The sequence below is a fragment of the Streptomyces sp. NEAU-YJ-81 genome, assembly GCF_017592595.1.
GTDB lineage: Bacteria > Actinomycetota > Actinomycetes > Streptomycetales > Streptomycetaceae > Streptomyces > Streptomyces hygroscopicus_B.
The window spans coordinates 79,677-92,338 of the sequence record NZ_JAGFNO010000020.1; the positions used below are offsets into that span (position 1 = coordinate 79,677).

At 74.4% G+C, this 12,662-nt stretch carries 4 protein-coding genes; 3 read left to right on the forward strand and 1 reads right to left on the reverse strand.

What is annotated here, in order from left to right:
• Positions 1 to 440 precede the first annotated feature (440 nt).
• Positions 441 to 8,738, forward strand: coding sequence for a type I polyketide synthase (locus J5X86_RS32795; RefSeq protein ID WP_208520340.1), 8,298 nt, complete (start codon positions 441 to 443; stop codon positions 8,736 to 8,738).
• On the forward strand, positions 8,735 to 9,670 hold the full coding sequence (locus tag J5X86_RS32800; protein ID WP_208520341.1) for a diiron oxygenase: 936 nt from the start codon (positions 8,735 to 8,737) through the stop codon (positions 9,668 to 9,670). The genes J5X86_RS32795 and J5X86_RS32800 overlap by 4 nt, the downstream gene beginning before the upstream one ends.
• 24 nt (positions 9,671 to 9,694) lie before the next feature.
• On the opposite strand, the gene J5X86_RS32805 is transcribed toward J5X86_RS32800, so the two are convergent.
• Entirely contained in the window at positions 9,695 to 10,168 is a 474-nt protein-coding gene (locus J5X86_RS32805; protein WP_208520342.1) for a hypothetical protein, read from the reverse strand.
• Positions 10,169 to 10,389: 221 nt separating this feature from the next.
• Between J5X86_RS32805 and J5X86_RS32810 the strand changes: the two genes are divergently transcribed.
• Positions 10,390 to 12,654, forward strand: coding sequence for a hypothetical protein (locus tag J5X86_RS32810; RefSeq protein WP_208520343.1), 2,265 nt, complete (start codon positions 10,390 to 10,392; stop codon positions 12,652 to 12,654).
• Positions 12,655 to 12,662 lie beyond the last annotated feature (8 nt).

Consider the following 12,662-nt stretch of genomic DNA (forward strand, 5'->3'; position numbering starts at 1 on the left):
GACGTCGAGGGGCGGGTGAGGGGCATGGGGATCCGGCGGCACGATCCGGCGGCGGATCTGAGGGGCCACGCGATCCGGCGGCAGATCCCAACGCGCCGGAACCGCGCCGGAACCGCGCCGGGACCGCACCGCACCGGGACCGCCGCCGGGGCGCGTGCCGAGGACACCACACCGACCGCACCCCGCCGCGCCGCCGGGCCCGCCGTACACGCGCTCTGTACGCGCGTTCTGTACGGGCCCCGTCGACACACATCACCCGAATGGGCTAAGCGGCCCGGGTCGGGGCCGTTCACCTCACCGAGTGCACTTCGCCGCCGTTCCCTCCAACGGGTGTACAGACGGCCTCGGCGGTGGCCCGTCTGGCCTAGTGTGCGTCGCTGCCGAGAGCGTGACGCGGGCTTCCCGCCGGTGTCGCGAAGTGACTTGAGAAAGGCCCCGGTATGCGTCAGGACGAGGCCGAACCGATCGCGGTGGTGGGGGCGGCCTGCCGGCTTCCCGGTGGCATCCGGGACCTGGACGGGCTCTGGGACGCCCTGGAGCAGGGCAGGGACCTGGTGGGGGAGGTGCCCGCGGACCGGTTCGACGCCCGCCTGTTCACCGACCCCGCCGTGCCGCGCCGGGGCAAGTCGTACACCGCGGCCGGTGGTTTCCTCGACGACGTGGCCGGGTTCGACGCCGCCTACTTCGGGATCTCCCCCAAGGAAGCGGCCCACATGGACCCCCAGCACCGGCTGCTGCTGGAGATGACCGCCGAGGCGCTGGACGACGCCGCCGTGGACCCCGCCACGCTGGCCGGTTCGGACACCGCGGTCTTCGTCGGCATCTCCGACGCCTCCTACGGCGCGCTCCAGATGTCCGCACTGCGCACGGTGGGCGCCTACACCATGTCGGGCGCCGCCTCGTCGATCGCCGCCAACCGGGTCTCGCACGCCTTCGATCTGCGCGGCCCCAGCATGGCGATCGACACCGCGTGCTCCTCCTCCCTGGTGGCCCTCGACCGCGCCTGCCGCACCCTGTGGGAGGGCGGTGGCCGAGCCGCCGTCTGCGGCGGGGTCAATGTGCTGCTCAGCCCGTTCCACTACGTGGGGTTCTCCCAGGCGTCGATGCTCTCCCAGCGGGGCCGGTGCGCCTCCTTCTCGGCACAGGCGGACGGATTCGTACGGGCCGAGGGCGGCGGCGTGGTGCTGCTGAAACGGCTGTCGGACGCCCTGGCCGACGGCGACCGGATCCACGGGCTCGTCCTGGGCACCGGCAGCAACAGCGACGGCAGGACCATGGGTCTTGCGCTGCCCAGCCCCGAGGCGCAGGAGCGGCTGCTGCGCGAGGTCTACGACCGCGCCCGGGTGCACCCCGACGAGTTGGTGTACTTCGAGGCGCACGGCACCGGCACCCCGGTCGGCGACCCGCTGGAGGCCCTCGCCATCGGCCGGGCCCTCGGCGTACGCCGGATCTCCGGCGCCCTCCCGCTCGGCTCGGTGAAGACCAACCTCGGCCATCTGGAGCCGGCGTCCGGCATGGCCGGTCTGCTCAAGGCCCTCCTGGTGCTGCGGCACTGCACGGCACCGGCCTCCCTCCACGCCGAACCGCCGCACCCCGACATCGACTTCGAGGGCCTCGGGCTGCGGCTCACCACCCGGCCCACGGCCCTCGCCCCCGCCACGAGCGGCGGGCGCGCCGTCGCCGGGGTCAACTCCTTCGGCTTCGGCGGCGCCAACGCCCACGCCATCGTGGCCGAACCCCCGCCCGCGCCGGACCGCCCTCGACCCCCGCGCTCACCGGTGCCCCTGCTCGTCTCCGCCCGCACCGCCAAGGCACTGTCGGAGGCGGCCGAGGCCACGGCCGCGCACCTGGACGAAACGACCCCCGCCGACTTCTACGACCTGGCCCACACCTCCTGCCTCCGCCGTGGCCGCCACGAACACCGCGCCGTCGTCTGGGCCACCACGCCGGGGGAAGCGGCGCGCGCACTGCGCGCCTTGACGGCGCCGGAGCCCGAGCCGGGGCTGCCAGGTGCGGACGGCCCTGGTGAGGGGCCGGTCGCGCCCGGTAATGAGTTGGCGGCGCTCGGTGGTGAGTTGGTTGCGCCGGGCGGGGAGTCGGCTGCAGGTGCCGGGGAGTCGGCCGTGCTCGCGGGGGAGCCGGTTGAGCCCGGTGGGGCGTCCGCCGCGCCCGTCGGGGAGCCGGTTGCGTCCGACGGGGAGCTGGCCGCGTTAGCCGGGGTGTCGATTCCGCCCGCGAGGAAGTCGGCCGCGCCGTCCGGTGAGCCGACTCTGCCCGGCGGGGAGCCGGTGGCGTCCGCTGGGCAATCGGCCATGCCGACCAGTGAACCGATGCTGCCCGGCAGGGAGTTGGCTGCGCCCGCTGCGGAGGCGACTGACGTCGCCTCGGAGTCGGCCGCGCCGACCGGTGAACCGATGTCGCCCGGCGGCGAGTTGGCCGCGCTCGACAGGGTGTTGGCCGCGCCAACCGGAGAATTTCCCGCGCCCGGCGGGAAGCGGATGACGCCCACCGGCGAGTCGACCCCGCCCGGCGGCAAGCCGATTGCCCCCACCCACGCGCCGGCCGCCCTCGGCGCGGTGAGTGCCGCCGCCGACAGCGGGCGCGTCGCCTTCGTGTTCTGCGGCAATGGCTCACAGTGGGCGGGCATGGGCGCGGACCTGTTCTCCGCCGACGCCGTCTTTCGTCGCGCGGTGCGCGAGGCCGACGCCGAGCTCGCGCCCCGTCTGGGCTGGTCGGTGGCCGATCGCCTCACCGCGCCCGCCGGGGAGGCGGACCTGGCCGCGACGGAGGTGGCCCAGCCCCTCCTGTTCGCCGTGCAGTTGGGCATCACCGCGGTGCTGCGCGCCCGGGGGATCGAGCCCGCCATGATCGTCGGCCACAGCGTCGGGGAGGTGGCCGCCGCCCACATCTGCGGGGCGCTGTCCCTGCCGGACGCGGCGCGGGTGATCGCCGAACGTGGCCGGGTGCAGGGGACCACCGTCGGCAGTGGCCGGATGGCCGCCGTCGGGCTGTCCGCCGACCGGGCCGCGAAGGCCCTCGCGGGATACGGGGAGAAGCTGGAGATCGCCGGTGTCAACAGCGCCGAGGACGTCACGGTGGCCGGTGACAGCGAGGCCCTCAATCTGCTCGGCGCGGAACTCGCCGCCGAGGGCGTCTTCTTCCGCGACCTGGGCCTTGACTACGCCTTCCACAGCCGCCACATGGACCCCACCGAGGACGAACTCCGCACCCGCTTGGCCGACGTGACGCCGTCGCCGGTCCGGGTGCCGTTCTACTCGACCGTCACCGGTTTCCGCGCCCGTGGCACCGATCTGGACGCGGCGTACTGGTGGCAGAACGTGCGCCGCCCGGTGCTCTTCGCGGACGCGGTGCGGCGCGCCCTCGCGGACGGGGCCGGCATCCTCCTGGAGATCGGCCCCCATCCCGTCCTGCGCGCCTATCTCCGGCGCGTGGCGTCCCGGCGCGGAAGGACTGGCATGGGGACCGGCATCGGGAACGGCCTTGGGACCGGCATCGGCACTCGCACCGGCAGCACTGTCGTTCTGTCCACCCTGCGCCGCGGGGTGGACGGTCCCGCCGCCCTCGGCGCGGCGGCGGCCGGAGCGCTCGCGGCCGGGGCCTCGGCCGATCTCACCCGGCACTTCCCGGTGCCGGGCCGGGTCACCCGGCTCCCCGCCTACCCGTGGCAGTACGAGCGCCACTGGTCCGGCACCCCCCGCTCCTGGGCCAACTCCAGCGGGGACGGCGTCATCGTCCACCCCCTGCTCGGCGAGCGCATGCCCACCGCCGTCCCCAGTTGGGAGGGCGCGATCGAGCCCGTCCTCGTGCCCTGGCTCGCCGACCACCGGCTCGGCGGATCCGTCGTCATGCCGGCCACCGGATACGCCGAAGCGCTCCTCGCCGCGGGGCGCGCCGTGCACGGACGGCCGGTGGAGGTGGCACACCTCGACGTCAGCGCCAGCCTCGTGGTGCCCTGGGCCGACGCCTCCGCCGTACGGCTGCGGGTCGGCCTCGACCCCGATACCACGCTCGCCACGGTCACCAGCACCGACGAGCGCGGCCCGGAGCCACGGGCGCACGCGCGGGCCCGGGTGCGCCCGCTGCTGAGCCCCCGGCCCGAGCCGGTCGACCCGGAGCGGCTGCGCGCCCGGTGCGCGACGCGCGTCAGCGGCGAGGAACACTACGCCGCCTGCGCCGAGGTGGGGCTCGTCTACGGGCCCGCCTTCCGGATGCTGGACGAGGTGCGCCTGGGGGCGCGGACCTCGGTCGCCACCTACCGCCACGAGGCCCCGGGCGCCCCGTACACCGCGCATCCGGCGCTGCTCGACGGAGCCCTCCAGACCGGTGTCGCCCTCCTCTACGACCGGCTGCGGGAGCGGGGCGCCTATCTGCCCGCGTCCATCGGCGCGGTGCGGGTGTGGTCGGCGCCGTCGCCCACCGGGATCATGTGGGTCACCGAACGCGACGCCACCGACAGCGAGGTCTGCTGGGACATCACGGTCGCGGACGCCGACGGCACCGTCACGGCCCGCCTGGAGGAGTGCCGGCTGCGCCTCTTCCCGATCGCCCGCACCACCCCCGTCACCCTCCACCACACCGTTCCGCGGGCCGCTCCCCGTGCCCACCTCCCGGCCGCGCCCTCACCCCTGCCGCCCCCCGAGGCCATCCTCCGGGACGCCGCCCCGCGCCTGGACGCCGTACGGGAGCGGTGGCGCGCGGCCCGCTACGACCTGACCTCGCGTCACGACGAGGAGCTGACCGCGCGCTCCGCCGCCGCCGCGCTGGCCCGGCTGCTGCCCGACCCCGCGGCGCCGTTCACCGCCGACGACCTCGTGGCGGCCGGTATGGAGGAGCGGCACCGCCCCCTGATCGCCCTGCTCGAACTCCTGCTGCTGCGCCGCGGCCTGCTCACCGAGACCCCCGGCGGCCGGTGCCTGACGCCTGACGCCCGCCACACCCCGCCGCCGGTGCGCGAGGCCCTTGTCCGGGCGCCCGGGGATGTGCACCGGATCGCCCTGGCGACACACCTGACCCGGCATCTGGCGGACGTCCTCACCGGCCGCGCGAGCGCCCTGGCACTGCTCAACGCCGAATCGGCCGGGCACCTCCTGGAGCAGTACTACGACACCGCGCCGATCTCCCGCTTTCACAACCGCCTCGCCCAGGCCCTGCTCCGGGCCCTGCTGGCCCACTGGCCCGCCGACCGCGCGCTGCGCGTCCTGGAGATCGGCGCCGGCACCGGCGGCATGACCGCGGCGCTGCTGCCCCTGCTGCCCGCCGACCGCACCCGCTACCGCTTCACCGATGTCTCACCGGCCTATCCGACCCGCGCCCGCAACCGCTTCGGCGACTACGACTTCGTCGAGTACGGCACCTTCGACCTGGACCGGGACCTCGCCGAACAGGGCTACCACCCACAGGGCTTCGACCTCGTCGTCGCCGCCAACGCGCTGCACACGGCCAAGGACCTGGAGCCCGCCCTCCGCCGCGTAGCCTCGCTCCTCGCGCCCGGCGGACACCTGCTGGCCTTCGAATGCCATGAGCCGGAGATCCTGCTCCCCGTCTTCGGCGCCCTCGACAGCTTCCACCACCGCACCGACACCGGCCTGCGGCCCGGCTCCCCGCTGCTGGCCCGCGAGCAGTGGCCCGCGCTCCTGCGCCGGAGCGGCTTCACCTCCTGTGTCCGCACCGGCGACACCGAGCCGCCCGGACGCGACCACGCCTCCGTCTTCCTCGCCGCGGCCGGTGGCACCCCCGCCGCCGCACCGCCACCCCCTGCCCCGTCCGCCGCGTACATCGTCTGCGGCGACACGGCCGACGACCCGCTGCCCCACGCCCTCACCGAGGCGCTGACCGCACACGGCGCCGGGCACAGCGTCGTCACCGACGCCCACACCGACGCCGCCGCGTGGAGCCGGGCGCTGACCGAGGCCGGCACCGGCGAGACGACCGTCGTCCTGATCCTGGGCGGCGCCGAACCCGACGACGCCGAGGAGGCCGTCGCCCGCGCCACCCACGCCGGTCAGACGCTGCGGGCCGTCGCGGAGGCGCACCGGTCCCTCGGTTCGCCCGCCGGGGTCCGGCTATGGCTCGTCACCCGGCCGCACGGCGCCGAGGCCACCCCCGGACCGATCACCCACCCCACCGACGCCGCCGCCTGGGGCGTGGCACGCTGCCTGGCCAACGAGGAACCCGACCTGCGCGGACGCCGCCTGAGCCTGTGCCGGGACGGCGACCCGGCCACGGACGCCGCCCGGCTGGTCCGCGAACTCCTCGACACCGAGGCCCCGGACGCCCCCGATACCGCCGATGCCGACGACGAGGACGAGATCGTGCTCACCGCGCACGACCGCTTCGTCCCGCGCGAGCGCGCTCTGCCGCCCGCCGTCCCCCTCGCCGACGGCGCGGCCCCGCCGCCGTTCGCCCTGCGGGTGCGCCGGCCCGGCCTCTCCTACCGCCTCGCCTGGCAGGAGATCCCCCCGCCGGTCGCGGGTCCCGGAGAGGTGGTCGTCGAGGTGCGCGCCGCTTCCCTGAACTACCGGGACATCATGCAGACGGTCGGGCTGCTGCCCACGGAGGCACTGGCCGGCAGCCCACGCGAGGAAAACCTCGGGCTCGAATGTGCGGGCGTGGTCACCGCCTGCGGGCCCGGCGTGGACCGCTTCGCGCCCGGGGACCGGGTCGTCGGGCTGCTGACCGGGGCGCTCTCCTCCCACGTGGTCAGCCCGGCCCGGAACCTGTGGCCGATCCCCGCGGGAGTCACCTTCGCGGAGGCCGCCAGCGTGCCGGTCGCCCTCTGCACGGTCCACTACAGCCTGCTGTACACCGCCCGGATGCGGGCGGGGGAGACCGTGCTCGTGCACGGCGCGGCCGGTGGCGTCGGCCTCGCGGCCCTCCACTACGCACGGGCACACGGCGCCACGGTCATCGCCACGGCGGGCAGCGAGCCCAAACGCGACCTGCTGCGCGCACTCGGTGTGGCACACGTCCTCGACTCGCGCTCGCTGGACTTCACCGTCCAGGTCATGGACCTCACCGACGGCAGGGGAGTGGACATCGTCCTCAACTCCCTCTCCGGACAGGCCCTGGCGCGGGGCCTGGAGGTGCTCCGCCCCGGCGGCCGCTTCATCGAACTCGGCAAGCGCGACTTCTACGAGGACCGGACCCTGCCGCTGCGCCCCTTCGGTTCCCACATCTCCTTCCACGGCGTGGATCTGACCACCGTGCTGCGCGACCCCCGGCTGCTGGGAGACCTCCTGGAGGACGTGGGGCGGACCCTGGGGGACGGCCAGGCGCCGGAGAAAGGGGCGGAGTTCCAGCCGCTGCCGCACACCGTCTTCCCCGCCGCCCGCGTGGCGGACGCCTTCGTGCTGATGCGCCACTCACGCCACATCGGCAAGGTCGTCGTCACGTTCGACCCGCTGGACGAGCCCTGCGCCGTCGAACCCGCCTCCTTGTCCGCTCCTCCGCCCGCGCGTGCGACGCCCACCGCGCCCCGCGCACCCCGCCTCGACCCCGACGCCTCCTATCTGGTCACGGGCGGCACCAGCGGCTTCGGCGCCGCCACCGCACAGTGGCTCGCCGGGCTCGGCGCCCGGCATCTCGCCCTGGTGAGCCGCAGCGGGGACCGCGGTCCGGAGGCCGCCGCCGTGCGCGACGCGCTCGCCCCGGACGGGGTGCGGGTCACCGCGTACGCCGCGGACGCCGCCGACGCGGAGGCGATGCGCCGGGTGCTGAAGGACGTCGAGGAGAACGGCCATCCGCTGCGCGGTGTGGTCCACGCGGCCATGGCCCTGGACGACGCGCCCCTCGCCGAGCTGACCGCCGAGCGGATGAGCGCCGTCCTGCGGCCCAAGATCGCCGGAGCCCATGTCCTGGACACCCTGACCCGCGGGCGTCCGCTGGACTTCTTCCTGTGCTACTCCTCCACGACCGCCATGGTGGGCAACTTCAAGCAGTCGGCCTATACGGCGGGCAACCTCTACCTGGAGGGCCTGGCCCGGCTGCGCCGCCGGGACGGCGAACCGGCGCTCACCCTCGCCTGGGGCGCCATCGACGAGATCGGTTACGCGGCCCGCAACGACCTGCTCGACTCCCTCCACGGCCTGGGCATCGAGCCCCTCGCCCCGCACACCGCCCTCGACCACGGCCGGCGGCTGCTCGGCGACGACCGGCCGGACGCCCCCGCGGTGGTGGGCGTCTCCCGGACGGACTGGTCGCGCGCCGCCGTTCTGCTGCCCCTGCTGCGCGCCCCGCGCCTCGGTGACCTCGTACCGCCCCAGGTGGGGGCCGGGGAGGCCACCCGCGAGGAACTCCTGCGCCGGCTCTCCCTCATGGACGAGGAGACCGCCCTCGCCCACCTCGTCGACCAGCTCACCCGCCTGCTCGCGGAGGTTCTGCAGATGGACCACGAGACACTCGACCCGCACCGGCGCCTGGACTCCTACGGCATGGACTCCCTGATGGCCGCTCAGGTGCTCGTCTCGCTCAACCAGCGCTACGAACTCGACATCCCGCCCATGGAACTGCTGCGCAGCAACGGCACCATCGCCGAATTCGCCAGGATCGTGCAGCTCCGGCTGGGGTTGCAGGTCACGGCTCCCCCCGGCGCCCCACCGGGCCCCGGCCCCGCGACGGAATCCCCCGCCGCCACGGAAGTCCAAGCACCGGCAGGACCCCTGCCCGTCCCGGCCCAGGCCGGACCACACCGCTCCGTCCCGGCAGGCGGTGCGCGGTGAGGGAACCACATCCGCGCGGGCGGTCCGCGCCCGCCCCGACGGGCACGCCACGCCAGACACCGGCCGAGGTGGCCGGACGCCTGCTGCGCACCGCGGCCAAGCACACCTACGACCCGGCCCTCGCCATCGACTGGAACGCCCCGCCCGAGCCCGGTCACTGGTATCTCCAGCCGGAGCGGATGTCGCTGTACGCCACCCCCACCTGGCACCGGCTGAGTGAGGAGCGGCGCCTCGCGCTCTCCCGCAGCGAGTGGGCCAACATGATCAGCATGGCCACCTGGTTCGAGCTGACCTTGATGCAGATGCTCACCGGCTATCTGACCGCCCGCGATCCTGCGTCGCCACGCACCCACTACGCACTGAGCGAGGTGGCCGACGAGACCCGGCACGTCGCCATGTTCGGCCGGGCCCTCGGCACCCTCGGCTGCCCGGTCTACCGGCCGCCCGCCCTCGTCCGGCACCTGGGCCGGGCGGTGCTCCCGCAGTTGCGCGGCGCGAGCCTGTTCGCGGCCGCCCTCCTGATCGAGGAGGTCTACGACCGGTTCCAGCGCGAGGCCATGGGCGACGAGCGGGTGCAGCCCCTCGTACGGCAGGTGTCGCGCCTGCATGTGATGGAGGAGTCGCGGCACATCCGCTTCGCCCACTCCGAACTCCTGGACGCCCGGCGCGGCAGGTCGGGAGCCGTCCTGGAGTTCCACCGGCAACTGACCGCCTGGTGCGCGATGCTGGCCATGACCACGTACACCAACGCCCCGATCTACCGCGCCGTGGGCCTCGACCCGCGCCGCGCCGCCCGCGAGGCCCGCGCCAATCCGCACTTCCGGCGGACCATGCGCTGGGCGGGCGAGCGCCTCGTCGCCTTCCTCACCGAAGCCGGAATGATCACCGCGCTCCAGCGCCCGCTATGGCGCCGGAGCCTGCTGCTCGGCTGAACGCCCCCCGGGGGGCACGGCACTTCAGCTGAAGATCGCGATGGCCTCGATGGTCAGCTCACCGGTCCCCGGGTTCCAGTCCCGCACCTTGCCCAGGCAGCGCGCCGGAAACGTGCCCTCGTGGCTGTCGTCGTTGCGCAGTCCGTCCGTGGTGCACAGGACACGGACCTGCGGCCCCTCGGCCGGATCCTCCGGGTCGCCGTACGGGGCGAGGAAGTCGGTGCGCTCGGGGGTCTGCCCGGCCTTGCGGAACCGGCCCCGGATGGAGACGAAGTCCTCGATGTCGCGCAGCCGGACGCTGTCCGCGGCCCCCGGACCGGGGCGGTCGATCGTGTCCAGCGCCCGGGCCAGGGCGTGGTTCCAGGTGATGGTGCCGGTCCTGAGATCGCCGTGGACGATGGCGTCGGTCCGCTCCAGGGTGTCCACGATGAGGTCGATCGCGTGCTGGACCTCTCGCTCCAGCGCCTTCTCGTAACGGCCCATCTCGTACAGGTTCATGATGGCCCGGTCGTGGAGGTAGAGGCAGATGCGTTCGGTCGGCTTCTCGTGGTAAAGCGGCGCTTTTCGGCCACCTTTGGTCCGTACCTGGCAGGGATCTCTTTCGGTGGCGAACCTGTGGGGCGTAAAAGTGCCCACTGATCCCGCGTCATGTCGTCCCCCGTCATCCCCTTCATATTGCCCCCGTCACGTTGATCCACCGTCAAGGAAGGATCCGCCTCATGCGGTACCGACGGATCAGACAGACCGCAGTGCACCGCGCCGGAGCGCGCGGCGCCCGCGCCCTCGCGTCCGGCTGTGTCCTGGCCGCCCTCGGGCTGGCGGCGGGCCCCGCGCCCGGCGCCCTGGCCGCCCCCGCCCCGATGCCAGGCGCCGCCACGGCCGCGTCCGCCGTGCCGGGCGCACCCGCCGTGCCGGGCGCATCCGAGACGACGGCGCACACCGTCACCCTGGTCACCGGCGAGCGCGTCACGCTCCGCGCGGACGGGAGCGTCGTGGTGGCGCCGCGGCCGGGTGCCGAAGCGGACTATGTCACCCGGCGGTTGGACAACGATGTCTTCGTCATTCCGCTGACCGCGCTGCCGTACCTCGGCCGCACCCTGGACCCCGCGCTGTTCAACGTCTCCGCCCTCGCCGAGGCCGGTGTCACCACCACCCCGGTGCGGGTCGAGGCCACCGCGGGCGCCACGGCACCGCCCTCGGGCCCCGCCTTCGGCGCGGCGCTGGCGCGGCAGATCGGTGCCGAGGCGGCGAAGGGATCCGTGGGCGAGGGCCCGCTGTTCGGCGGCGTCACCTCCGTCGTACCGGCGGTCGCCACGGACGGTGTGCGGGCCGCCCCGCGCCCGTCGGCGCGGGCGGACCACCCGGTGAAGGTCACCGTGCTCGGTACGGACGGCAAACCCCTCCCGGGCACCACGTCCTTCGCCCTGGCCAACGCCGACGACGCCACCCTCTATCGGGAGCCGTTCCTCGATGCCGTAGACGGCGAAACGCGGGTCGAGGTCCCCGCGGGCCACTACACCGCCATGGTCTCCGCCCCGGCCTTCGACAGCGCCGGTGAGCCGGCCGGTGTACGCATGGCCACCGCCGAGTTCACCGTCCCCGACGGCAGCACCGGCACCGAGGCCGTGCTCGACCTGCGCAAGGCGACCGAGCGGGTCACCTTCGCGACCCCGAGGCCCGCGGAGGAACACCAGCTCATCCTTCACTACCTGCGCCAGGACACGAAGGGCGCGGTGGCGGTCAACGGCGGCGTCGGCGTCTCCGGCGGCTCGCCCGTCCAGGTGCAGCCCTCCAGCCGTCCCGTCACCACCGGCGACCTGCGCTTCAACGTGTACACCCACCGCAAGGCGCCCGCGGACGCGGCCACGCCCTACTCCTACGACCTCAAGCTGGCCAACCCCGCCGGAACGATCGCGAAGAACCAGCACTACAAGGTCACCGGACGCCAACTGGCCACGGTACGCACCAACTACCACAGCGATACACCGGGCCGCGCCGAAGAGGTCGCGCGCCTGATGTACCTGCCGTACGAGACGAGCGGCGAGGCGCTGTCCGAGCCGTTCAAGACACCGGCGCGGCGGACCGAATACGTCGGCGGCTCCGCCGGTGCCTCCTACGCGGACTGGCTCAAGGCCGGGGAGCGGCGCTTCGTGTCCCAGGAGCAGCCCCTCGTGCCCGGCCGGACCACCACCGTCGACTGGCTGCGCGGCCCGCTGGTCCCGGGCTTCACCGAGCCCGCGCCGGGCGCCGCCGCGGACGAGACGTGGTACTGCGCGGCCTGCCGCAAGGGCGACGCCCTCACCTTCTCGCTGGCCACGGCCACGGTCATGGACTCCGCCGGCCACCACGTCCTCGCGGTCCCGTCCGACATCACCTCCTCGCACTTCGCGGTGGTCTCCGGTGACACGACCCTGTACGAGGGCGACGGCGTCCCCGGTGGCGTCCTGACCGTGCCGTCCAAGAAGGCCCCGTACACGGTGGTGTACGACCAGACCAGGACGAACGGCGACTTCCGCCAGTCGCTGACCACGCACACCGAGTGGACCTTCGCCTCGGGGCACTCGGGCGGCCGGACCGTGCCGGACAACTGGACGTGCGTGTCGGAGGCGGGCGAGTACGACGGGCCCGCCGAGTGCTCGGCGCTGCCGGTCGTCGTCCCGCACTACCAGCTCGACACCGGGCTGGACGGCACGAGCCCGGCCGGTGACGGCCATCTCGTCGTCGGCTTCGGACATGTGCCGGGCGTGGTGGCCCCGCCCGCGGTCACCAAGGCGGGGGTCGAGGTGTCCTTCGACGACGGTGAGCGATGGACCGCGGCGTCCACCACCGCGCTCGGCAAGGGCCGGTTCCGCGCGGACTGGACCACTCCGGACTCGGCGGCGGGCCGGGACGCGTCCCTGCGCGTCACCGGGACCGACGCGGACGGCAACACGGTGACGCAGACGGTGAAGAGCGCGTTCACCGTGGCCGCGGGCCAGAACTAGGCCGCAGG